We start from the raw sequence: 22,556 nt of genomic DNA, 5'->3' as shown, positions 1-22,556 counted from the left end.
TGAACACCCTGTCTGAGCGGCAGGGTGTTCACTGTCATTTGGTTTTTAAATAATATGAATTTTTACTGAAACGATCGAAGTGGGAGGCAGGGGTATGCGTGTTTTTGTCGACTTAAACTGGTTTTTTAAAAAGCATTGGCGTGCTTATGCAAGCGGAATTGCAGTGCTTGCCGTCGTCTCTTTTTTATCGCTCATTCCCCCTCGTGTGATTGGGGAAGTTGTCGATGGGATTGCCGACGCTAGCTTAACACCGTCTGCATTGGTAAACGCTGTCGGCTTGATTTTAGGGATTGCTGTTGTTTTATACATATTGCGTTTTTTGTGGCGTTTACTCATTTTTGGGACGTCGTTAAAGTTAGCTCGGCAAATTCGTTTTGATTTGTATCGGCATTTTACGAACATGCCTGCTTCTTTTTACCATAAGCGGACAACGGGGGACTTGATGGCCGTCTCCACAAACGACGTGCGCGCGGTCCAAGCGACTGCTGGGGAAGGTGTGTTAACGATAGTAGACGCCTGCTTGCTTGGTGGGATGGTCGTTGTAACAATGGCTGTTTCGATCAGTTGGCAGTTAACGTTTATTACATTGTTGCCATTGCCGTTTATGGCGCTATTAACGAGCTATTATGGAAAACTGCTTCATCGTCGTTTTGCTGGGGCACAGGCTGCCTTTAGTGTTTTAAACAACACCGTCCAAGAAAGTATAGGCGGAATGAAAGTAACGAAAGCATTTGGCCGTGAACAAGAAGAGGTTTCCCGTTTTGCGAAAACATCAGCCCATGTGGTCGAAAAGAATATGGCTGTCGCGAGGGTCGATGCGTTGTTTGATCCAACAATTACGATTGTGATCGGCAGTTGTTATTTGCTAGCAGTCGCTGTTGGAAGTTTGTTTGTCGCTGATGGGGCGATGACGATTGGCCAGTTGACGTCTTTTTTCGTTTATTTAGGTCTTTTGATCTGGCCGATGTTGGCGATTGGCATGTTCTTCAATGTAGTGGAAAGGGGACATGCATCGTATGACCGCATCCGCGCTGTGTTGAATGAAAAGTCAGACATTATTGAAAGGGAGCAGGCACTTGATTTGGACATCCAAGGTGAGCTCGACGTCCGTATTGACGCTTTTCGCTATTCGCCAGACGGGGCAAATGTGCTTGAGAATGTCCATTTTCACTTGCCGAAAGGTGGGACACTGGGCATTGTCGGAAGGACAGGCAGCGGAAAAACAACATTGTTGTCACTGTTGCAGCGCACGATCGATGTTACGGAGGGGGATATCCTCCTTGATGGCCATTCGGTCCGGGCTTATCAACTTAGCTGCATTAAAGACGCATTTGGCCTTGTGCCCCAAGAACATTTTCTTTTCTCAGCGACCATTGCTGAAAACGTTGCCTTCGCGAAGCCAGAAGCGTCAATAGCAGAAATTGTCGCTGTGTGTAAGCTAGCGCAAGTGCATGAAGACATTCTCCGTTTCCCTGCTGGTTATGACACCATCGTTGGAGAGCGGGGCGTGACTCTTTCTGGTGGGCAAAAGCAGCGTATTTCCATTGCACGGACGTTGTTAAGCGACCCAACTTTGCTCGTACTTGACGACGCCTTGTCAGCGGTCGATGCGAAAACAGAGGAAGCGATTTTACAAGCACTTCAAACAGAAAAACGGGAACGGACCATTATCATGACGGCACACCGCTTAAGTGCGATTAGCCACGCCTCTCTTATTCTCGTGCTTGAAGACGGAAAGGTTAGCCAATCAGGCACTCATGCTGAACTAATGCAACAAGGTGGCTGGTATAAAGAAATGTATGAGCGCCAGCAGCTTGAATCGGCCGTGGAGCAGGGGGGAAATGAATGAAACATACAGATGGCGTTATGACAGGACGTGAGCAGCGAGCCGTTTTTTGGCGGCTTCTCCGTTACGCTGGCCCGCATAAGAAGCGGTTCATGTTGGCTCTTGCTATTATGATGGTCGCTGCCGGAGCGGAACTGCTGCAACCAATTTTGATTGCCCGCTTTATTGACGATTATTTAACGCCGCAATTATTTGAACTGAAACCACTGTTAACGCTTGCAGTCTTGTATGTAGGGCTATTAATCGCGGCTGTGATTGGCCAATATGTACAAAGCGTCCTTTTTTGGCGAATTGCGCTAAATATTGTCCAAGCATTACGGCTCGATGTCTTCGCCCATGTTCAAAAGCTAGGGCTGTCTTTTTTTGACCGCATGCCTGGTGGCGCTCTTATTTCACGGATTACAAACGACACCGAAGCCATCAAGGAACTATACGTTAGCGTGCTCGCGGTCTTTGTTCAAAACGGCGTATTTATGATCGGGACGTTTTTGGCGATGTTTTACTTAAATGCGACACTTGCCTTCTATTGTTTGGCTTTTCTGCCACTCCTTCTTGCTGTAGTTGGCTTGTACCGTAAAATCAGCTCTCGCTTCTATGAACAAGTGAGCGCCAAATTGAGTGAGATCAATGCGAAGTTGAGCGAGTCGATCCAAGGGATGGCCATTATTCAAGCGTTCCGGCAAGAGAAGCGTCTGCAAAAAGAATTTGCGGATACAAATGAAGCCCATTACCGCGCAGGGTTCCGGGCAATGAAAGCAGACGGATTGCTCCTTAGGCCGATCGTCGATGTGTTAAGCCACCTTGCCATTGCCATCATTCTTTTGTACTTTGGCTTCGGCTCCTTTGCTGGTCCAGTAGAAATTGGCGTGTTATATGCGTTTGTCAATTACCTAGACCGTTTTTTTGAGCCGGTCAACCAAATCATGCAGCGGTTATCTTTATTCCAACAAGCGATCGTTTCTGCCGGGCGGGTCTTCCGTTTAATGGACCAACAGGAGTTTGCCCCAGGTAAACAGGGGGACGATAAGCCGCAAATGGCAGACGGTGAAATTGAATTTGATAATGTGACTTTTTCTTATGACGGGAAAACCGACGTGCTAAAAAACATTTCATTCACCGTCAAAAAAGGCGAGACACTTGCCATTGTTGGCCACACTGGTAGCGGGAAAAGCTCTATCATTCATTTGTTGTTGCGTTTTTACTCGCTGAAGCAAGGCTCTATTCGTATAGACAGAAACGAGCTATCCGCCTATCCAGAAGAAGAGCTAAGGCAAAAAGTTGGGCTTGTGTTACAAGACCCGTTTATGTATAGCGGTACGATTGCCAGCAATATTACGCTCTTCCGTGATGGGTATACGCAAGCTGATGTAGAGGCTGCCGCCGCTTTTGTCGGCGCTGATGCATTCATTAATAAGTTGCCTGATGGCTATCAAACGGAAGTGACTGAAAGGGGAGGGACGTTTTCAAGTGGCGAACGGCAACTGCTTTCCTTTGCAAGAACGATGATAGCCGACCCGCCTATTTTAATCCTCGACGAAGCGACGGCTATGGTGGATACCGAGACAGAAGAAGCGATTCAAAAAGCACTTGTGGCAATGGAGCAAAACCGGACAACGATTGCCATTGCCCATCGCCTGTCGACAATTAAGCACGCTGACCAAATTTTGGTGCTCCACCAAGGAGAAATTGCGGAACAAGGTTCCCACGAGGAGTTGCTGAGTAAAAAAGGTCTTTATTATAAAATGTATTTGCTACAGGCAAGAGAAAAAACAGCCGCTATTTAAACCGATTAAAGCCTGTCCGGCCATTGGCCAACAGGCTTACTGTCATTGTGCGTTCATTTTACGGCTTTCTGCATTCCGGTCAAGCAAATGTTCGTATGGCGCCAAATCAATTTCTTTTTCGGTTAGTTTTTTAATCAAAAATTTATGGTCGCGTTTTGGTGTAGCGATAATGTAGCCACGGATCATAATGTCTAGCGTCAATGTAGTTGCGTTTTCTTTAATGGCAATCTCGCTAATTTTCCCTGCAATCTTTTCCTTTGCGACATCGCGGAACAGTTCAGGGACAGGCTCAACGAGTTCATTAAGCAACGTACGCTGGTCTTCTCCCCATAGGGGCAATGCTTGATTAATGTAATGTTCTTGCCAATCAAGAATCGATTTGCCGTCTGCTTTTGGCAAGCGCTTTAAAAATTTGCGGAACATAAAATAGCCACCGATGAGCATAAGTCCAAGCAAGATGAACGTCCATAGAATAATAAAACTCATAAACCAATCCCAACCTGACATGTTCATCCTCCCATTTTGCTTGTTCTTCGCATTCACTGTATCATAAAATGGGTATAGGCGCTAGCAACATGGCGTTTTTTTCAATGGAGGAAAAAGGGATGAATGCTGCGTTGATCAAGGGGGGCTGGATAGTGACAGAAGAAAAAGCAGCGCAATTGCTGCAAGCATTACGGACAAATGAAGTAACCGAAGTGACGGTGTCAAAAGAAGAGTTCCCAGTGTTTCGCAACGTATTGACGAAACAAGAGGATATGAAAAGTTTTCGAGGAGCAGCCAAACATTTTGGTGCGGTTGTTTATACGTACGAGCCTGGATGGACTGCGTAAAGAAAAATGCAATAAAAGGCTGCCATGGCAGCCTTTTACGAGCCTAGAACCAGCTTGCGCCGACAATTACTAGCAAGATAAACAAGACAACGATAAGTGCAAAGCCTCCACCATATCCGCTCATAGTTGAACCTCCTTTTAACAAGGTATGTTCTAGTCTATGCAAGCGAAAAAAAAGCGTATGGGCGGACTTTCATGCTCATTCGCCGTTTGTTTGATTGACTTGGTTGGCTTTTTTGGTTTTGTGCGAGCCACTCAATGGCTCCGGCTGGCCACTTCCTTGCTTGCCTTTTGGCTGGTTGCGCCGTTGGCTTTTAAATGTATGTCGTTCCGTCATGAAGCATTCCTCCTTGCTCCTTAGTATAAGGCGGCAACCATTTTTTCTATTCAAATTTAATATTTTTGTCGAAAAAAGATTTAAACTTGGCGCAACTTTTGCTATCCTAATGAAGGGAAATCTTCCTGAATGCCTGTTTGTAAAAGCGCTTACGGACGGGCAAATCTTTAGACAACGCTCTCATAATACGTTATGATAATGCTGATAAGGGGGTCTTTCGATGTCAAAAAAACAAGACGTGTTTAATGCTAAGTCTTCTTTTGACCTGAATGGGAAAACGTACCATTACTATGCGCTTGATGCGCTGGAAAAAGCCGGGATCGGAAAAGTCAGCAAGTTGCCTTATTCCGTTAAAGTCCTGCTTGAGTCCGTATTAAGGCAGTACGATGATTATGTCATTAAAAAAGAGCATGTTGAAAACCTAGCAAAGTGGGGCACAAAGGACGTAAAGGAGATCGACGTTCCATTTAAGCCTTCACGTGTTATTCTCCAAGATTTTACTGGCGTTCCGGCGGTCGTCGATTTAGCTGCGCTCCGTAAAGCAATGGCTGACCTCGGAGGAAATCCCGACCAAATCAATCCGGAAATTCCAGTCGACCTTGTCATTGACCACTCTGTCCAAGTCGACAAATTCGGAACAGACGATTCATTGCTCTATAATATGAATTTGGAATTTGAACGCAATGCAGAGCGCTACCAATTTTTAAATTGGGCGAAAAAAGCATTCGACAATTACAATGCCGTGCCACCGGCAACAGGTATTGTCCACCAAGTGAATTTAGAGTACATTGCCAACGTCGTCCACGCTGTTGAACAAGACGGCGAAACCGTTGCGTTTCCAGATACGTTAGTGGGAACTGATTCCCATACGACCATGATTAACGGTTTAGGTGTTCTCGGTTGGGGTGTTGGCGGCATTGAAGCGGAAGCTGGGATGCTTGGACAGCCTTCTTACTTCCCGGTTCCTGAAGTAATTGGCTTGAAATTTACAGGCTCACTGCCAAGTGGGACAACGGCAACTGATGTCGCCTTAAAAGTGACGCAAGTATTGCGGAAAAAGAGTGTTGTCGGTAAATTTGTCGAATACTTTGGCCCTGGCCTTGCTGATATGCCTCTTGCTGACCGGGCGACGATTTCGAATATGGCCCCTGAGTACGGTGCGACTTGTGGCTTCTTCCCAATCGACGAAGAGGCGTTGAATTATTTGCGCCTGACAGGACGCTCTGAAGAGCAAATTGATTTGGTTCGCACGTACTGCAAAGCGAACGGCATGTTCTATGTCCCTGGTGAAACGCCTGATCCGGTTTACACAGATGTGGTGGAAGTGGATCTGTCTAAGATCCATGCCAACTTGTCTGGCCCTAAGCGTCCACAAGATTTGATCGAGCTACCAGACATGCAAAAGTCTTTCCAAGATGCTGTCGTTGCGCCAGCAGGAAACCAAGGACTCGGTCTTTCAAAAGATGAATTTAATAAAACCGTTGAAGTCAACTTTGCAGATGGCCGCAAAACGACAATGAAAACGGGTGCTGTAGCGATTGCTGCTATTACGAGCTGTACAAATACATCCAACCCATATGTGCTTGTAGCCGCAGGACTTGTTGCCAAAAAAGCGAGCGAGCTAGGTTTGAAAGTGCCTGAGTACGTAAAGACATCACTAGCGCCTGGTTCTAAAGTGGTAACAGGCTATTTGAATGATTCTGGCTTGATGCCTTATCTAGAAAACCTCGGCTTCCATTTAGTTGGATACGGCTGTACAACATGTATCGGTAACTCTGGCCCGCTTGAAGAGGAAGTGGAACAAGCGATTGCGGACAATGACTTGACCGTAACGTCTGTCCTGTCTGGAAACCGTAACTTTGAAGGGCGCATCCATCCGCTTGTAAAAGCGAACTATTTGGCGTCGCCGCCGCTTGTTGTTGCTTATGCATTGGCAGGCACAGTTGATGTTGACCTTTTAAATGACCCAATTGCCAAAGACAAAGACGGCAATGATGTCTATTTTAAAGATATTTGGCCAACGTCTGATGAAGTCCGGACAATTGTTGATAAAACTGTTACACCTGAGCTATTCCGTCGTGAATATGCAGATGTGTTCACGAGCAATGAACGTTGGAATCAAATCGACACGACGGACGACGCTCTTTACCAGTGGGATGACGATTCAACTTATATTGCCAATCCGCCATTCTTTGAAGGGCTTGCCAAAGATCCAGAAGAAGTGAAACCACTTGATGGCTTGCGTGTAATTGGTAAATTTGGTGACTCTGTCACAACGGACCACATTTCTCCAGCTGGAGCGATTGGCAAAAATACACCAGCAGGTCAGTATCTGATGGAAAAAGGCGTTAAACCAAAAGACTTTAACTCCTATGGCTCTCGCCGAGGCAATCATGAAGTCATGATGCGCGGCACGTTCGCCAATATCCGCATTCGTAACCAAATTGCTCCAGGCACAGAAGGCGGCTACACGACTTATTGGCCGACTGGAGAAGTGATGTCTATTTATGATGCCGCTATGAAATACAAGGAAGACAATACAGGCCTTGTAATTCTAGCTGGTCAAGATTACGGCATGGGTTCTTCTCGTGACTGGGCAGCCAAAGGTACGAACTTGCTCGGTATTAAAACGGTTATCGCCGAAAGCTATGAGCGTATTCACCGTTCCAACTTGGTGCTCATGGGCGTCTTGCCTCTTCAATTTAAAGCAGGCGAAAGTGCAGAATCCCTTGGCTTGACAGGAAAAGAAACCATTTCTGTCGCTATTACTAACGAAATAAAACCACGGGATTATGTGACGGTGACGGCTGTTAGCGAAGATGGCAAGAAAACAGAATTCGAGGCGCTTGTCCGTTTCGATAGCGATGTAGAAATCGATTACTATCGCCATGGTGGTATTTTGCAAATGGTGTTACGTGAAAAATTGGCTACCGTGTAATGAAATAAAAAAACTGCCTGTAAATCAGGCAGTTTTTTTATTAGCGCCGATTCATGCATTTTTTAGCAGCGGGACGAGAGCGGCGGTTGTGATGATTGCTTTTTTGGGCCATCCAAGAAAGAAAGTGCTGTTCTTTTTCGGACAATGGCCGTCGCAATTTTGTTTCAAAAAGTTGTTCAAGTTCCTTTTTTTCCATGCTATTCACCCTTTTTTGTTGTAATGGTTTACTTATATGACCAAGATGGTTGTCGTAGACGTCAATCGGAGCAGAAAGTGAAAAAATTGGCGAATGCCGGCTAATGAAAATGGTTTAAAAAGTAAGAATTCAGGCAATAGTAATAGAAAAAAAGAGGTGAACAAATATGAGGCGAGTAGGAAAAGTATCTTTTGCCGAATTGGTGCGGCAAAACCGTGAGCGTCTTACTCAAGATCGGGAAGCAATGGAGCGTTTGGAAGCACGGTTTGAACAAAAACACTCAATGCCAAAATAAGGAAGCCTCGGTGGGCGCTGCATTGGGCAAGCTAAACTCATGGAGGGGATCACATGGGAGACAACAATCGATTTGCCCAATTTACGCCTGACCACTTAGGCGAACAATCACGCAAATCAGATCGGAACAACGGCAAAAAAATGGCCAACAAGTCCAATGAACAGCCGAACTATGTTCCTCCAAAAGGGTAGTTCCATTAGGTACACTTTTGTTGACCACATCATAGAGATTGGTCTGTAGCCGCCAAAATTGGCGGCTTTTTTGACGTTTTTCGCTCAGTTTGAGCGCTTTGCTATTCACGGCAACAACAGGTTGCTATGATGGGGGTAGCGATTTTTAATGGAGGAGAGACATGATTGATGCAATCTTAAATATGCTGCTCTATACGCTTTTGGCGTTTACGACAGGGATTTTTACCGTCGCTCTTGCCCCTGGCGAACGGGGGCTCCGTGCTGAGCCAAAACAACAAACGGCTGCGCTGATGCTAGGCGGGATTGTTGTTGTGTTATTTGGCTATGTAGCCAAATTGGCGGTTACTTATGCCGATTTTTTTGCTATTTCCTACCTTGATGCGCTTATGACCGTCATTGCTGATCATGCTGTTGGCGCTAGTTTTCTATATGGGAGCTTGATTGTCGTGCTCATGGCTGTTGTATGGCTATCAATGGCAAAGAATACAGCACTGCGGCCTATTGCCGCAGGTATCAATCTTGTGTTCATTGTTTTGTTGGCATTTGCAATCAGCCTGTCAAGCCATAGTGCTTCTCTAAACGGTTTGCACGGGATGATTAGCAGTAGTCTCCATATGGTGGCGATGGCTTTTTGGATTGGGCCATTGCTCGTCATCGGTCTTTATGGAACGTCACTAATCAATGCGTTGAAGTTTCATCAATGGTTTTCGGTTGTGGCTGTTTTTAGTTTGCTATTGCTTGTAACAAGTGGTTTTATCATGATGGGGGAAATTGCACCAGAGTATGTGAATAGCTGGATGCTGTCGTATGGCCAATTGTTGCTCATCAAGCACATTCTTTTTATTCCGTTGCTTGTCTTTGGGTTTCGGCATTTGCTATCTTTAAGCGGAAAAGGGGCCAAGCTATCGCCCGCTGAACGACAAAAATCCTTTCGTGCAGAAGGGGTGATTGCGCTTCTCGTTTTCATAGTGACTTCTTGGCTAACCGAAACAGAGCCGCCTCATAATGTATTGCGAACGTTGCAGAACGAACCGATGAGCCCACTAATGGACTGGTTCTTGCAAGAACCTTTGTTAGAAAACCAGCTGATCTCGTTCTCTCCAGGAATTGGCGGCGTCTTGTTGCTCGTTGCCTCAGCAATCCTGCTTGTAGGCGCCTTAGTTGCAGCATGGTGGTTTAAAAAGACAGTGATCGTCGGAGTGCTGCTAGTCGGATGGACACTTGTCACTTACAGCGGGCTAATGATTAGCGCAGGCCCTGGCGACATTCCAGTGAACTTGACGGTACATGATACGATTGAAGAAGCAATTGCGGTCGGCCGTGAAAACGAACAAGTAGAGCTACTGGCCGTCTTTGAAGAGGAACAAGAAGAAGTTTTTGCTGTTTACCAAATCAATGAACGCCATTTAGCGGCGGAACGGTTGAAAGTGGAAGACGATGGCTACCGCAAGTATTTGGATGCTTCCGTAGAAATTGAAAACGGCTTTTTAACAGGCGGTGACCAATTTATGGACACATTTATGTTTACAACAAATGATTGGGTAGACAATGAACGGGCAAGTACGTATGTTTCTATAGGGTATGCAGATAAAGACATTGAATCTGTGGAAATCGAGCTTAATGGCGAGTGGCGCGATGCGAACGTTAAAAACAATGTCTTTATTCATGTAGAATCGACCAATGAAACGTTTCCAGAGGCCCATCGTTACTTAATCAAACCGATTAATGGCAAGGATTTGGAAGTGGAAAAACGCCAATTTATCCACGAAGGGCATTCCCATTAATAGAAAGGAAGGAACTAGCGTGGCGCAAGACAGACAACAATCCATCCAGGCAGAAGCCGCGCTCTGGCGGAAACGTTTGACAAGAAACGACGCAACCGAGCCCATGTCTGCAAATGAACTCGTAGAGCTAGCTCGGTACCGGTTCGAGCGGCGCAAACAGCTTGACTTGTTTGTGCACCAATGGTTAAAGGAAGCGGAGGAAATGGGCGCTTCTAAGCAAATTGTCCACCAGCTAAAGCAGCGTGGCCAAGCAACAGAGTGGGTAGAAGCTGAACTGATCCCGAAACAATGGCCACACCTCCGTGAAACCGACCAACTTCGCGGCAAACAACAAGCGATTGCTCGCGTTCAAGAACAAGCAAACCGGTTTCTAGCAAATTGGGAGCAGACGGAATTGGCAGGCAATGGAGAACTTGAGGACGTTGTCAGCGCATTTCGCGATCAAGCGCAAGCTCTTGCTGATACAGCTTCCCAACTGCTTGAAAGCTTTCAAGGTCAATACTATTCAAAGCCATTGTTTCAAACGCTAAAACAACTTGTGGCTGAGGCGACAACGCTTGGACAGCGATTTTATGAACAGGCTGCTCAATTGGCCGAGTCGCAAGAGCATCAGTCTGCTTTAGCAGAGCTCGATGAAATGGTCGGCCTTGCAGACGTAAAAGCGAGAATCCATAAGCTGTACTTGTTTCTAAAGTATCAACAGGAACGGAAAAAGCGTGGACTGCAAACAAAGCAGCTGCTCAATTTGAATATGATCATGACAGGAAACCCAGGAACAGGAAAAACGACTTTAGCGAGGCTGCTTGCTAAAATTTATTATGAGTTGGGCATTCTCTCTAAACCAGAAGTGTATGAAGTAGACCGGGCCCAACTGGTTGCTGGTTACGTCGGGCAAACAGAAGAGCAAACAATGGCAGCCATTGAGCGTGCTGCTGGCGGCGTCCTGTTTATTGACGAAGCGTACAGTTTAAAACGAGCTGGGCAAGGAGGCAATGATTACGGGCAAGCAGTTATTGACACGCTCGTATCGGCGATGACAAGTGGCAAGTATGCAGGCAACTTTGCTGTTATCCTTGCAGGCTATCCAAAAGAAATGGCTACGTTTATACGTTCCAACCCGGGGCTAAGGAGCCGTTTTCCAGAACAAAATCAACTTCATTTGCAAAATTACGCGGAAAGTGAATTGCTGGATATAGCCGAAACAATCGCGCTGGAAAACGACTTTGTTTTCACCGAACAAGCCTTAAAAAAAGTATTAGCGGAAATTGAACGAGCAAAAATCGACCAGTCGTTTGGCAATGCTCGTGTTGTCGAAAACATTGTCCGCGCCGCTATTTTTGAAAAAGGGGCTTCTGGCAGTGGTGAGTCAGAGGCAGATTTGGTATTGCTTAATGAAACGCATATTCAATCGACAACGCCTCAACGAGCCGAAGATGCTCTTTCACGCCTTGATGCACTTATCGGGCTCGAAGAAGTGAAGCGCGAAGTAAAAAAACTGACTGCGTACGCGAAAGTAAAAGAAGCACGGCGTGACATGGGCTTAGCCGTACCGCCGATGCCGCTCCATACAGTGTTTTCAGGGGCTCCTGGCACAGGGAAAACGACAGTAGCCAGGCTTTACGCGGAAGCGCTAAACCAAATTGGTTTGTTGAAAAAGGGCCATGTAGTCGAAGTTTCTCGTAGCGATCTCGTTAGCGGGTTTGTAGGGCAGACGGCATTGAAAACAGAGAGAGTGATTGAAGATGCCCTTGGCGGCGTTTTGTTTATTGATGAAGCGTATTCTCTGGCGCAAGGCGGCACGAATGACTATGGCAAGGAAGCGTTGACCGCATTAACGCAAGCAATGACGACCTATGAAGCCAACTTAGTTGTTGTCTTTGCTGGCTATGGCAAAGAAATGGCGCAGCTGTTAACAAGCAATCCAGGTCTCCAATCGCGCGTGCGCAAAACCATTCATTTTCCAGATTATACGCCCGATGAACGATACGAGATGCTACTTGCCAAAGCAAAGAGCTATCGGTATGAATGGTCGCAACCAGCACTTGATTTACTAAAAGGTCATTTTAAGTCTGCGAATAGGGGAGGCAATGGTCGCTACGTCATGAAAGTGTTTGAAGCTATCATCCAAGAGCAGGCTCTGCGTGTGGCAGATGCAGAGGTCGGCCGACCTGGATTTATGCAAATTGAGAAAGAAGATGTAGAGCGAGCATTGTTAAACAATGATCATGAACGTCTATAGCAATAGCCCCTCTAGCGAATCGCTTTTGGGGCTATTGCTTTACTGCGAAAACCAGTTATGTGTAAAAAAGGGGTTTAGTTGTTAGGCGAACGGTTATTTATAAAATAGTGGAGAGATTGAAGGATGATAGGACTATGACCTTTTACTTATAGTGGCGTTTATAAGGCAAAGTGAGGTGGAATTGTTTTTAGGAATAGAGTGACCTGTGTTATACTGATGGAAAACTCGAGTAAAGGGTTTGGTGGGAGAAAGGAGGGGAAGTAGTGGCCCATAAAGTGCAAACAAAAATTGTTCCTCAGTATGCTGATACCGATATGATGGGCGTCGTATACCATGCAAACTACTTGAAATATTTCGAACTTGGTCGTACCGCTTATATTGAAGATGCCGGTTACAGCTACGTAAAGATGGAGGAAGAAGGCTACTTTGCTCCTGTGTATGATGTGCAAGCAACTTACCGCAAAGCGCTTCGCTACGGAGATACAGCAATCGTGGAGACGCGTCTTTCCCTAAATGATGGCGTTAAAACCGTTTATGCCTACGATATTACGAACCAAAACGGGGAGTTATGTGTAACAGGGTCGACGACACATGTGATTGTGAAAAAAGACACGTTCAAGCCAGTTCCTTTTAAACGGGCGTTCCCTGAGTGGTACCAACGTTATGAAGAGTTGAAGGAGCAATAAAATGGCGTTTGGCATTAACCGTACGGAACTAGAAGGCTGGAAAGCGAAAGCACGAGCAGGGGAAATTGCGTTTTTGACCCATTATTGGCATGACCCACGCTTTCCGCAGGCGACTACTGTTACGAAGGCCGCTTGCGTCGATGTCTCGAAGTTAATTGAATGGGGCAAAACGTACGGATTAAACCCTCAGTGGATCGACCACCGCAACGAGTTTCCCCATTTTGACTTGCTCGGGGAAAAGCAAGTCGCCATTTTAGCAGCCGAGGGAAAATTAGACGATTTGCTCCGTTTCCATAAGCGATTTTACAACATTGGAGGTCTTATGATGAAAGTAAACCAAGATTCCATTCGTCGTGACTTACATACGAAAGCAGACATTGATCCAAAAGAAGAAATTCGCACGCGCGTTGACTTTTTGAAAAACTACACTCGAAAAGCAGGGACAAAAGGATTTGTACTCGGCATCTCAGGAGGCCAGGATTCTACGTTGGCAGCAAAACTCGCGCAAATGGCAGTAGATGAGCTCAATCAAGAAGCTCCAGGCACATACGAATTTCATGCCGTTCGTTTGCCTTATGGCGTTCAACATGATGAGAAAGATGCCCAAGTGGCGCTGTCGTTTATTGGGCCCGATAAAATCCATACGGTGAACATTAAGCCAGCTGTTGATGCTGCCGTGGCCTCTTTTGTAGAAGCGACAGGAGAAGAGCTGTCTGGGTTTATAAAAGGCAATACAAAAGCGCGGGAACGGATGAAAGTCCAATTTGATTTGGCTGCCCACTACCAATGCCTAGTACTTGGGACTGACCATGCTGCTGAAGCGGTGACTGGGTTTTTCACGAAATTTGGCGATGGAGCTTGTGATGTTATTCCGCTATATGGGCTGACAAAGCGACAAGGCAAGGCGCTTCTTCAAGAGCTTGGTGCGCCGGAGGCACTGTACCAAAAAATCCCGACAGCCGATCTTGAAGACGACAAACCAGGGTTGCCTGACGAAGAGGCCCTTGGCATGACATATGAGCAAATTGATGATTATTTGGAAGGCAAGCCCATTGACAGCGCCATACAGGAAAAATTAGAGCAGCGTTATGCGGCAACAGCACATAAACGCAAAGACCCGGTAAGTGTATATGATACATGGTGGAAAGGCTGATCGAACACGCTTGTCAAAGCGCGGCAAACGACAATGTATGCGAGCGTTTGGCTACAGTCTGGGAAAGGCTAAAGGTCTTTCTCCCGCTTCTTCTTGTTATGCTTTATGCTGTACAAATCAGACATGACGAGCGTACGAGGTTCATATAAATAGGGTTGTATGAGCATGTATGATAGGGAGAGAAGGAAAAAGATGAAAGAAAAAGTGCTAGTATTGCTAGGCTTGATTGTTTGTCTTTTGTTGATAGTCGGTTTTGCGACGAACGGCCTTTCAAAACCAGAAACGGTCCAAGGCAACGCATCTGATCAAGAAGAGAGCAAACATGAGTCGCAAGAGATCAGTGATATCGAGATTACGTTAAATGGTTATTCTGTAAAAGACGAGAATGAGGAAGAGCTGTTAGTCAAAGTCGATTTAACGATTGAAAACAAACGGGAGTCGACCGTTAATTTTTCGTTAATGAATTTGACATTAATGGACAGTGAACATTATGCGTACAGCCATGAATCAAATGTCGAAACAAAGGGCATTCTCGGTGGTCAAATTTCTCCAGGGCGGTCTGTAAGTGGCGAAGTGGCCTTTATTGTCCCGAGAGATACTTCTTATGAACTTGTTTATACAGATCATTTTCGGACGGGCCAATTGTTTTTTCCAATTGAAGTAACGGACTAAGGCTATGCGAATGCATAGCCTTAGTCCGTAGACAAACGTCCGCATACGTTGTCGCGTGGCGAGTGTTTTGTTTGCGTTTGAACGAGGTTAGCGACTCTGTCGACGCCATCACTATTCTTGAAACGCTGTCCTTATTGCGTTAAGATGGTTAAAAACAAAGATGCGGGAGCGAGTTGCCATGCCGATAAAAATTCCAGACCACTTACCTGCGAAGGAAATTCTGTTAAAAGAGAATATTTTTATAATGGATGAAAGTCGGGCGTACACACAAGATATCCGGCCATTGAAAATTTGCATTTTAAACTTAATGCCGACAAAACAAGAAACCGAAACGCAATTGTTGCGGCTGTTAGGAAACACGCCTTTGCAAGTTGATGTTTCTTTGTTGCATCCAAGCACCCATTCGCCGCGCAATACATCAAAAGAACATTTGAATCTTTTTTATAAAACCATTGATGAAGTGAAACAACAAAAATTTGACGGGATGATAATTACTGGCGCCCCAGTTGAGACGTTGCCTTTCCATGATGTGAATTACTGGAATGAAATGACGTCTATTCTTGATTGGACGACAACCAATGTCACGTCGACTTTACATATTTGTTGGGGGGCTCAAGCTGGTCTTTATCATCATTACGGTATTAAGAAAAAGCCGCTAACGACAAAGCTTTTTGGCGTCTATTCACATAAGCTAGAGGTGAAAAACGTCAATTTGCTACGAGGCTTTGACGATGTTTTTTACGCTCCCCATTCTCGCCACACCACGGTTAGCCGCGAAGACATTGAGCGTGTTGACGAGCTGATCGTTTTAAGCTCCTCGGAAGAGGCGGGTGTCTATATAGCCTCTTCTAAAGATGGAAAGCGTGTATTTGTCATGGGCCACTCTGAATATGATGCACATACGCTAAAACAAGAATACGAACGCGACGTAAAGCGTGGGATTGCCTGTGATCCGCCGTTTAATTATTTTCCAGAAGGCAATGTCGATGCGCTCCCACCTTTGCAATGGCGCGCCCATTCGAATTTATTGTTTTCTAATTGGCTTAATTACTACGTATATCAAGAAACCCCATACCATTTAGATGATTAAAAACCGAGCAATCGGTTTTTTTTCGTGTTCGTGCGAAACACTAATCAAAAAGGGGGGGCTGGTTGTGCAAAAGGTTCGGCCAGATCGTGCATCGTATCTATACATTCAGGGAGCAAGCGTTTATTTTGAATACTACCGTTGCCAAGCGCAAGAAGCAAAAGGAACGTTGCTTTTGTTGCATGGTTTTTTAGCGTCCTCAGCCTGTTTTCATCAATTGGTTCCTTATTTACACAAGGATTATCACCTGATCAGTTGTGATTTGCCTGTGTTTGGCCGCTCAAGTAAGGCACCAGGAACGGCCTATTCTCTTTATGGTTATGCCCGTCTTGTCGTTGAATTGGCAGCTAGGCTCGGCCACGCACATGTGACAATTGTTGGCCATTCTATGGGCGGACAAGTGGCCTTGCATGCGGCCAAAGCATTCCCTGATCAAATTGACCGCCTTGTGCTGTTGGCAAGCTCTGGTTATTTAAACCGTGTTAAAAGAACATACCGCGCTATATCGCATTTGCCTTTTGCAGCCCCGGCCATTAACGCAGCCATTCGTCGCCAAGATGTGCGCGCCTTTTTGTGTGAAGCTGTCTACGATAAGCGGGTAGTTACAAAAGCAATGGTTAATGCGTATACTTTGCCTCTTAGCGACGCCTCGATTGGCAAGGGATTGATCCTACTTGCACGGCAAAGGGAAGGTGATTTAACGTCTGCAGCACTGCATACCATTGCCAAGCCTTGTTTAATCATCAACGGACGAGAAGACCCCGTTATTCCTGTACAAACAAGTGTACGTTTAGCAAAAGACTTAGCTAACAGCCAACTCATTTTGCTAAAGCGATGTGGCCATTTGTTGCCAGAGGAAAAGCCCAGCCTTATAGCAAAACATATGAAACGGTTTCTGAGAAAGACATAAGCGCGTATTTGAACGATAAGAGTATGGTACAATGGGTGGGAGAGGTGATTCCATTGGACCCGCTAGATATTATGATGAACAAGAACCGGGTTATCCCTTTTTTTCTTCCGATCGTAAGTGCAGACAAACAGCAAGTGGTTGGCTATGAAGTCCAACCTTATTGGATGGAGGCAAATGAACGGATCAAGTTGAACTGGTTTTTCGAAGATAGAAGCATTCCTAGCGAATACCGCCTCGAACTAGAAGACGATTTGCAGAAAAAAGCAATTGACTTGTACACAGCCGAAAACGGAAAAAAAATGCTTTATTTCAATTATGATGTCAGGCTATTAAAAAAACAAGCAGGTCAGATGCTGTTGGACCGGCTGGAAGCAATGCAGCAACTCGGCATCCCCTTAAAACGCATCATTGTTAACATTGTGTGTGAACAGAGCGTTGAAGAGTTGCTGGAAGTGAAACATACGATGGTCTATATGCAAAGTTTAGGCGTGCAGCTTGCAGTGAATGCCGATTATTCAGCAGCCAACCAACTGGAGTTGTTCACAAAACTAAAGCCGAATGTTATTTGCGTCAACTGCTCGTTTCTAGAAGAAAATTTGTTGCCAGGGATGTATCGAGATGTCCATCAGCCGTTGGCTCTTTTCGCCCGCAAAATTGGCGCAACCCTATTGTTTCAAGGGGTTGAAACGTTTGCGCAGTTTAATTATGCGTGGCGCAGCGGTGGGCGCTACTATCAAGGTCCTTATTTCCAACAAGCAACCAAAGGGTTTGTCGACGAAAACAGCTTTAAAGACAAATTAAAAAAAGATATGCATCACTTTATCCACTATGAAAGAGAAAAAATGAAGGCGCAATTTACGCTGTCTAACCAATTGTCGCAAACATTAAAACAAGCAATGAAGGACTTGAAACAAGACCAAGGCTACGATGAAATTGTTTTAAACGTGGCAAAAGCGTTAAATGCTTATACATTCCGCGTCTACATTTGTGATGAAGACGGGATCCAACAATCAGCCAATGCTGAGAAAGATGCAGAAGGAAATTGGCTGCTTTTGAAAGAAAGCCGCGCTAAAAACTGGAGCTGGCGCCCTTATTTTCTTGAGAACATTGTGCGGATGAATGTAGAGAAAAAAGGGATTTTATCGGATTTATATACAGATATTGAACGAGATGAGCAAATCCGTACCTATTCTTATCCACTTAACGACAAGCTTTATGTTTTTGTTGACATTCCTTATGCATTTTTGTTTGAACAAAATGGATTGTTGTAAAGCATCGAGCGGGTCAAGTTAGCCGCAGGAAGGAGAAGGAATGAACATTTCGATAACAGCTGCAGCCCATACGTATTTAAGCGAACGAGGGCATGAAGTCGTCCGTATTGCCGCCAAGGATACGTATGAATGTAGCACAATGGTGGAGTACTTTATCCAAGAAGGAATTGTGGAAGCAGGCGACCAAACCGTTGACGTTGAAGGACTCACGGTGATTTATAACGAAAAAGCAGAAGCGGAAATTGGGAACGAAGTTAAAGTAGACTATGTACCATCACAGGGACTAAAGTTAGTGGCACCAACTGGGGTGCTAGCCTATGCCCAGCGAGTCCGTTCAAGCTCGATGCCAGCAGATGGTGGCGATAGCCGCTGTGGGCGGTAAGGCATTTGTGCCAGGCAGCACTTTAGCCTGGCACGTGCTATCTAGTGAAAAAACTGCTAATTCTTGATACATACGGCGATACTTGCTGGAATGTTTTTACAAATTTATCGACTGAAGTCGCTGTTCGGGAGAGGTCGAATTTTCCTTCATCGTCTGTAAACGGAGCTTTCCAGATCGACTTCTTTTTAGGCGCCGCCTGTTGCGGGAATCCGCTTTGCTGGAACGGTTGTGGCATTTGGTGATAAGGTCGGTGCTGATAAGGGGGATGTTGAAAACCAGGCTGTTGCCGTTGCATAAACGCCTGATTATGGCTCATCTGCTGATGATGGGGGCGTCGTGGCGCAGGAAACATGGCATAGCCTCCTTTCATTTAATTGAAATCGTTTTCCGCTTTCCTTTAATGACGATGCGCAGCAACCCATTTTCATAATGGGCTTGAATGTCCTCTTCGGTAAAAGGAAATGGGACAGGAATCGCGCGCTCACTCTTGGAAGAAGCATGTTGTTTGGTGATTAGTTTCGTCTCGTCATCAATGGTCGTGATTTCGCCCTTGTGTCGGACACGGATAATAAGTGCTTGCCGTAGCGATTCCAACTCAATTTGCTCTTTTTTAATTCCTGTAAGTTCGGCCTCTATCACAAAACGGTCTGGTTCTTCTTTAATACGTACCGGTATGGAGGAACCAAACAATTGTGTTGAAAAGTTCCGAAATGCCGACTGAAAAAACTGATCGATTGACGCCATAAAGTCATGGCCGCCCCCTGGTTTCCGTGGGAAATGTTCAGACATCATCAAACCTCCATCCCTTTTAACTGCTCTATAATATGAGAAAAGGGAAAGAAAGGTGATTTGACATGAAGATAATTGATACACACTGCGATGCTCTTTATAAACTGTGGCGTGATGAGGACAAAGCGTTTGCCGATGACGAAGACATCGCGACAAATGCAGCAAGGTTAAAACAAGGGAATGTGTTTGTTCAGTTTTTTGCCATTTGGGTGCCGTCAACTGTTCCGCAAGAATCAAAATTTCAAGTGGTGCAAAAGCAAATCAATGCATTTTATGAGCGTGTCCTTGCTGTGCCGAACATGAAGGCGATTCGCTCATTGGCTGAAATCTCTTCCTTGAAAGCAGGGGAAATTGGTGCTGTCCTTGCTTTAGAGGGGATGGATGCCTTAGGAGCAGATATGGGCAAATTGGAATGGTTGTATGAGAAAGGGGTTTCCTCCATTGGCTTAACATGGAACGACGCCAATTTATGCGCCGATGGCATTGGGGAAATGCGTGGCGCCGGGCTGACCGAATTTGGCAAAAAAGTGATCGCATTGAATAACAAACACCATGTGCTGAATGATGTTTCTCATTTAAGTATTGCTGCTTTTTGGGATGTCCTTGAATGCTCAAAAAAAACGATTGCCAGCCATTCAAATGCGTATGCTGTTTGCCGTCATCCCCGCAATTTGCACGATGACCAAATTGATGCACTGATTGCAAAGGACAGTTTCATCGGCGTCGTATTCTACCCTACTTTTATAAAAAGCGAGCTGGGCGCTTCTATTCACGATCTCATTTGTCATATTGACTACATAGCAAGCCGGGGCGGGGTCGACCATATCGGTTTTGGTTCAGACTTTGACGGTATTTCTATTCATGTTGACAAGTTAGAGCACGCAGGCATGTATGAACATTTAGTAAACGAACTATTAAAACATTATAAAGAATCGGAAGTTGAAGGGTTTTGCAACAAAAATTTCATTACAAAAGCAATAGGCAGATAAAGCGTCGGGATATCAACGGCGCTAGTACAAAATTCTCTATTTTTACTGGCCGAGGCTAAACCGCTAAGGTAGAAGCGCCGATATATTAGGATGAAGGCTTAGTTCGGAGGGAATCGTATGGCGCTTAACATATTTCAAACGGAAGAGCAACGTTATGACCAGGAGCTTGTTTTGTTTAAAGCAGGACAGTCTACCTATGCATTAAATGTATTAAAAGTAAAAGAAATTATTCGACCAGTTCCAGTAACGGAATCACCAAACCGACATAGCATCGTTGAGGGCGTCATTCAAGTGCGCGGCCAAGTAATTCCATTAATCAACTTGTACCGCCTCTTGGAAATAGACGAAAGTGAAACGGTCTATTTTCTCGTAATTGAGATGGGGGAACAATTATTTGCGTTAAAAACGGGACCTGTCTCCCATGTTCACCGTACTCACTCTAGCATAATCAAACAACCAGATGCTGTCACAAAAGGAAAAGAAGCGTTTGTGAGCGGGGTGATTCCGTTGCCAGACAATGGCGTTGCCTTCTCCCTTGATTTGGAGAAAGTGCTTCACTTTATCCAACCGTCTCATATGCAAGGGGCAATGGCAACGGACGAGCGCCGTCGCAACTACCCGCTTCTATTAGTAGAAGACTCCAAAACGTTGCGTTCACTTCTTGTTGATGCATTGAGAGAGGCTGGCTATGAAGACGTTACAACATTCGATAATGGAAGGGATGCGTCTCGTTATTTGACGGATGATGCATGCCCACTATATGAGGCGATCGTTACCGACATAGAAATGCCTTATATGAACGGCCACGAACTGACGAGGCATTTGCGCCAAGACAGTCGCTATCAAGAAACCCCCGTTATTGCGTTCTCTTCGCTAGACAAAGGACTGATGGAACGAAGAGGGGAAGAAGCCGGCGTAACCGAGCATGTGGCCAAGCCAGACATCCATCAACTCGTCGATGCCCTTGATCGGCAACTATTGGAAAAAAAGTGAGTCCATTTAACGGATTCGCTTTTTTGGTTTTAGTAACTCTAGCTGCTCAGTTGTAATAAGACCGGCTTTATGGAGGAGGCATGCATAAAGGTAATGATTTTTTTTAACGAACATGCTGTGTCACTCCTTTTCAAACAGTTTATTCTCTTATGCAAAAAAGTTTCTCTGATGCAAAAAAATAGGCTGCTAAAAGCCGGATTTTGGACGGTTATTAAAAATCTTGGTATGATAGAAAGACGAAGCAAGACTCTACAAGGAGGCAAACTAGATGGAAATTAAGGTTACGAAACCTGCGATAAATTGGTTTAAACAAGAGTTTTCGGAAGCAGAAGAACCTGTCCCGATTCGATTTTATGGCCGTTATGGTGGCTGCGGATCCTTGCAAAGCGGTTTTTCATTAGGGATGAGCCAAACGGAACCAACTGAACCGGCTGTTGTTTATGAAGAGGGCGGTTTTTTGTTTTTTATTGAAGAACAAGATAGCTGGTATTTTAAAGATCAGCTTGTCCGGGTGAAATATAGTCGTAAGAAGGACGAAATCGAATTTGAATATGAACAACAAGCCAACCGCGAACAATAGGCAGTACTAGCAACATTCTCATGTGAAAGAATAGAAGTGAAAAGGAAGAAATGGGGAATGAAAATTGGCAATCGAGAAAGCAATGTTTGCAGGCGGTTGTTTTTGGTGCATGGTCCAGCCGTTTGATCAGCTGCCAGGCATAAAAGCAATTGTATCAGGCTATTCAGGCGGTCATACGAAAAATCCGACTTATGAACAAGTAAAAACGGGCGAAACTGGACATTATGAAGTGGTAGAGATTACGTATGATTCAGAACAGTTCCCTTACAGCAAGTTGCTTGAGCTGTACTGGCCGCAAATTGACCCAACGGATGATGGCGGCCAATTCCAAGACCGTGGAAGTCAGTACCGCACGGCTATTTTTTATTATACAGAAGAACAAAAGCAGTTAGCAGAAGCGTCGAAAGCAGAATTAAACAATAGCAACCGCTTTAACAAGCCAATTGTCACTGCGATTCTTCCTGCATCCACGTTTTATCGGGCCGAGGAAGAGCATCAAGATTTTTATAAAAAGCAGCCAAAGGCTTATAAACAAGACCGGGCGCAAAGCGGAAGAGACGAATTTATCGCAATGAACTGGAAAGAAAACAAACCGAGATAG

General features: G+C 45.2%; 24 protein-coding genes. 19 read left to right on the top strand and 5 right to left on the bottom strand.

From position 1 onward, the window contains the following. Positions 1–94 precede the first annotated feature (94 nt). Positions 95–1,849, top strand: coding sequence for an ABC transporter transmembrane domain-containing protein (locus tag BUC05_RS04390; protein WP_073304162.1), 1,755 nt, complete (start codon positions 95–97; stop codon positions 1,847–1,849). Continuing rightward, the gene (locus BUC05_RS04385) at positions 1,846–3,630 is read left to right on the top strand and encodes an ABC transporter ATP-binding protein (RefSeq protein WP_073304160.1); all 1,785 of its coding nucleotides are present in this window, start codon (positions 1,846–1,848) and stop codon (positions 3,628–3,630) included. Before BUC05_RS04390 ends, BUC05_RS04385 begins: the two co-directional genes overlap by 4 nt. A gap of 42 nt (positions 3,631–3,672) precedes the next feature. Here BUC05_RS04385 and BUC05_RS04380 read toward each other — a convergent pair whose 3' ends face one another. Beyond that, positions 3,673–4,137 carry a DUF2621 domain-containing protein gene (locus BUC05_RS04380; protein ID WP_011247002.1) on the bottom strand — a complete coding sequence of 155 codons (465 nt, stop codon included), beginning with the start codon at positions 4,135–4,137 and terminating at the stop codon, positions 3,673–3,675. 68 nt (positions 4,138–4,205) lie between these two features. Between BUC05_RS04380 and BUC05_RS04375 the strand changes: the two genes are divergently transcribed. Then, a complete protein-coding gene (locus tag BUC05_RS04375; RefSeq protein WP_306204233.1) occupies positions 4,206–4,463 on the top strand; it encodes a hypothetical protein in 258 nt (85 codons plus the stop codon). Between the two features lie 43 nt (positions 4,464–4,506). Here BUC05_RS04375 and BUC05_RS04370 read toward each other — a convergent pair whose 3' ends face one another. Together BUC05_RS04370 and BUC05_RS04365 are read right to left on the bottom strand one after the other, a co-directional pair. After that, positions 4,507–4,587, bottom strand: coding sequence for a YjcZ family sporulation protein (locus tag BUC05_RS04370; protein ID WP_062750540.1), 81 nt, complete (start codon positions 4,585–4,587; stop codon positions 4,507–4,509). Positions 4,588–4,662: 75 nt separating this feature from the next. Continuing rightward, complete coding sequence (locus BUC05_RS04365) at positions 4,663–4,800, bottom strand: small acid-soluble spore protein P (protein WP_035201383.1); 138 nt, start codon at positions 4,798–4,800, stop codon at positions 4,663–4,665. 220 nt (positions 4,801–5,020) lie between these two features. On the opposite strand from BUC05_RS04365, the gene acnA reads away from it, so the two are divergent. The 12 genes from acnA to BUC05_RS04305 all read left to right on the top strand — a co-directional run bounded on the left by acnA (position 5,021) and on the right by BUC05_RS04305 (position 18,604). Further along, positions 5,021–7,738: an aconitate hydratase AcnA gene (acnA, locus tag BUC05_RS04360; RefSeq protein ID WP_011247000.1), complete on the top strand. Its 2,718-nt coding sequence runs from the start codon at positions 5,021–5,023 to the stop codon at positions 7,736–7,738. A gap of 362 nt (positions 7,739–8,100) precedes the next feature. Continuing rightward, on the top strand, positions 8,101–8,229 hold the full coding sequence (locus BUC05_RS04355) for an FbpB family small basic protein (RefSeq protein WP_011246999.1): 129 nt from the start codon (positions 8,101–8,103) through the stop codon (positions 8,227–8,229). 53 nt (positions 8,230–8,282) lie between these two features. After that, entirely contained in the window at positions 8,283–8,420 is a 138-nt protein-coding gene (locus tag BUC05_RS04350) for an acid-soluble spore protein N (RefSeq protein ID WP_035201379.1), read from the top strand. Between the two features lie 161 nt (positions 8,421–8,581). Further along, positions 8,582–10,204, top strand: a complete 1,623-nt coding sequence (locus BUC05_RS04345; protein ID WP_073304158.1) for a copper resistance D family protein — start codon at positions 8,582–8,584, stop codon at positions 10,202–10,204. A 19-nt stretch (positions 10,205–10,223) separates the two neighbouring features. Then, positions 10,224–12,443 (top strand): AAA family ATPase, encoded by a 2,220-nt coding sequence (locus BUC05_RS04340; RefSeq protein ID WP_073304156.1) that lies wholly within the window; start codon positions 10,224–10,226, stop codon positions 12,441–12,443. A 263-nt stretch (positions 12,444–12,706) separates the two neighbouring features. Beyond that, complete coding sequence (locus BUC05_RS04335) at positions 12,707–13,129, top strand: acyl-CoA thioesterase (RefSeq protein ID WP_011246995.1); 423 nt, start codon at positions 12,707–12,709, stop codon at positions 13,127–13,129. A gap of 322 nt (positions 13,130–13,451) precedes the next feature. Next, entirely contained in the window at positions 13,452–14,282 is an 831-nt protein-coding gene (gene nadE, locus BUC05_RS04330) for an ammonia-dependent NAD(+) synthetase (protein ID WP_084140029.1), read from the top strand. A 192-nt stretch (positions 14,283–14,474) separates the two neighbouring features. Further along, complete coding sequence (locus tag BUC05_RS04325; protein WP_011246993.1) at positions 14,475–14,954, top strand: DUF4352 domain-containing protein; 480 nt, start codon at positions 14,475–14,477, stop codon at positions 14,952–14,954. A gap of 178 nt (positions 14,955–15,132) precedes the next feature. After that, a complete protein-coding gene (gene metA / locus BUC05_RS04320) occupies positions 15,133–16,044 on the top strand; it encodes a homoserine O-acetyltransferase MetA (protein ID WP_035201374.1) in 912 nt (303 codons plus the stop codon). A 64-nt stretch (positions 16,045–16,108) separates the two neighbouring features. Beyond that, positions 16,109–16,951 (top strand): alpha/beta fold hydrolase, encoded by an 843-nt coding sequence (locus BUC05_RS04315; RefSeq protein WP_011246991.1) that lies wholly within the window; start codon positions 16,109–16,111, stop codon positions 16,949–16,951. A gap of 44 nt (positions 16,952–16,995) precedes the next feature. Beyond that, the gene (locus BUC05_RS04310; protein ID WP_235360746.1) at positions 16,996–18,222 is read left to right on the top strand and encodes an EAL domain-containing protein; all 1,227 of its coding nucleotides are present in this window, start codon (positions 16,996–16,998) and stop codon (positions 18,220–18,222) included. A gap of 40 nt (positions 18,223–18,262) precedes the next feature. After that, positions 18,263–18,604, top strand: coding sequence for an iron-sulfur cluster assembly accessory protein (locus tag BUC05_RS04305; RefSeq protein WP_050748974.1), 342 nt, complete (start codon positions 18,263–18,265; stop codon positions 18,602–18,604). A 37-nt stretch (positions 18,605–18,641) separates the two neighbouring features. Here BUC05_RS04305 and BUC05_RS04300 read toward each other — a convergent pair whose 3' ends face one another. Both BUC05_RS04300 and BUC05_RS04295 read right to left on the bottom strand, forming a co-directional pair. Next, positions 18,642–18,956 (bottom strand): YppG family protein, encoded by a 315-nt coding sequence (locus BUC05_RS04300; protein ID WP_011246988.1) that lies wholly within the window; start codon positions 18,954–18,956, stop codon positions 18,642–18,644. Positions 18,957–18,970: 14 nt separating this feature from the next. Then, complete coding sequence (locus BUC05_RS04295) at positions 18,971–19,393, bottom strand: Hsp20/alpha crystallin family protein (RefSeq protein ID WP_011246987.1); 423 nt, start codon at positions 19,391–19,393, stop codon at positions 18,971–18,973. Positions 19,394–19,458: 65 nt separating this feature from the next. Here BUC05_RS04295 and BUC05_RS04290 point away from each other — a divergent pair, with 65 nt between their 5' ends. From BUC05_RS04290 to msrA, 4 genes are all read left to right on the top strand, one after another. After that, on the top strand, positions 19,459–20,382 hold the full coding sequence (locus BUC05_RS04290; RefSeq protein WP_011246986.1) for a dipeptidase: 924 nt from the start codon (positions 19,459–19,461) through the stop codon (positions 20,380–20,382). A 117-nt stretch (positions 20,383–20,499) separates the two neighbouring features. Then, on the top strand, positions 20,500–21,375 hold the full coding sequence (locus tag BUC05_RS04285; protein ID WP_011246985.1) for a chemotaxis protein: 876 nt from the start codon (positions 20,500–20,502) through the stop codon (positions 21,373–21,375). 268 nt (positions 21,376–21,643) lie between these two features. Continuing rightward, positions 21,644–21,955: a HesB/YadR/YfhF family protein gene (locus tag BUC05_RS04275; protein ID WP_011246984.1), complete on the top strand. Its 312-nt coding sequence runs from the start codon at positions 21,644–21,646 to the stop codon at positions 21,953–21,955. Between the two features lie 70 nt (positions 21,956–22,025). Beyond that, positions 22,026–22,556 carry a peptide-methionine (S)-S-oxide reductase MsrA gene (msrA, locus tag BUC05_RS04270; RefSeq protein ID WP_035201700.1) on the top strand — a complete coding sequence of 177 codons (531 nt, stop codon included), beginning with the start codon at positions 22,026–22,028 and terminating at the stop codon, positions 22,554–22,556.

It is taken from the genome of Shouchella rhizosphaerae, assembly GCF_900142675.1.
In the GTDB taxonomy this organism is placed as follows: domain Bacteria; phylum Bacillota; class Bacilli; order Bacillales; family Bacillaceae_D; genus Shouchella; species Shouchella rhizosphaerae.
Note: the sequence above shows the minus strand (reverse complement) of the source record. Positions and strands in the feature narration are given on the sequence as shown.

Excerpts from the sequence above, each read along its gene's own strand:
- BUC05_RS04380 (WP_011247002.1), bottom strand. The coding sequence starts at position 4,137 with ATGTCAGGTTGGGATTGGTTTATGAGTTTTATTATTCTATGGACGTTC.
- BUC05_RS04305 (WP_050748974.1), top strand. The coding sequence starts at position 18,263 with ATGAACATTTCGATAACAGCTGCAGCCCATACGTATTTAAGCGAACGA.
- BUC05_RS04365 (WP_035201383.1), bottom strand. The coding sequence starts at position 4,800 with ATGACGGAACGACATACATTTAAAAGCCAACGGCGCAACCAGCCAAAA.
- BUC05_RS04370 (WP_062750540.1), bottom strand. The coding sequence starts at position 4,587 with ATGAGCGGATATGGTGGAGGCTTTGCACTTATCGTTGTCTTGTTTATC.
- BUC05_RS04325 (WP_011246993.1), top strand. The coding sequence starts at position 14,475 with ATGAAAGAAAAAGTGCTAGTATTGCTAGGCTTGATTGTTTGTCTTTTG.
- BUC05_RS04390 (WP_073304162.1), top strand. The coding sequence starts at position 95 with ATGCGTGTTTTTGTCGACTTAAACTGGTTTTTTAAAAAGCATTGGCGT.
- BUC05_RS04385 (WP_073304160.1), top strand. The coding sequence starts at position 1,846 with ATGAAACATACAGATGGCGTTATGACAGGACGTGAGCAGCGAGCCGTT.
- BUC05_RS04345 (WP_073304158.1), top strand. The coding sequence starts at position 8,582 with ATGATTGATGCAATCTTAAATATGCTGCTCTATACGCTTTTGGCGTTT.
- BUC05_RS04275 (WP_011246984.1), top strand. The coding sequence starts at position 21,644 with ATGGAAATTAAGGTTACGAAACCTGCGATAAATTGGTTTAAACAAGAG.
- metA (WP_035201374.1), top strand. The coding sequence starts at position 15,133 with ATGCCGATAAAAATTCCAGACCACTTACCTGCGAAGGAAATTCTGTTA.
- BUC05_RS04285 (WP_011246985.1), top strand. The coding sequence starts at position 20,500 with ATGGCGCTTAACATATTTCAAACGGAAGAGCAACGTTATGACCAGGAG.
- BUC05_RS04375 (WP_306204233.1), top strand. The coding sequence starts at position 4,206 with ATGGCGTTTTTTTCAATGGAGGAAAAAGGGATGAATGCTGCGTTGATC.
- BUC05_RS04295 (WP_011246987.1), bottom strand. The coding sequence starts at position 19,393 with ATGTCTGAACATTTCCCACGGAAACCAGGGGGCGGCCATGACTTTATG.
- acnA (WP_011247000.1), top strand. The coding sequence starts at position 5,021 with ATGTCAAAAAAACAAGACGTGTTTAATGCTAAGTCTTCTTTTGACCTG.
- BUC05_RS04290 (WP_011246986.1), top strand. The coding sequence starts at position 19,459 with ATGAAGATAATTGATACACACTGCGATGCTCTTTATAAACTGTGGCGT.
- nadE (WP_084140029.1), top strand. The coding sequence starts at position 13,452 with ATGATGAAAGTAAACCAAGATTCCATTCGTCGTGACTTACATACGAAA.
- BUC05_RS04300 (WP_011246988.1), bottom strand. The coding sequence starts at position 18,956 with ATGTTTCCTGCGCCACGACGCCCCCATCATCAGCAGATGAGCCATAAT.
- BUC05_RS04355 (WP_011246999.1), top strand. The coding sequence starts at position 8,101 with ATGAGGCGAGTAGGAAAAGTATCTTTTGCCGAATTGGTGCGGCAAAAC.
- BUC05_RS04350 (WP_035201379.1), top strand. The coding sequence starts at position 8,283 with ATGGGAGACAACAATCGATTTGCCCAATTTACGCCTGACCACTTAGGC.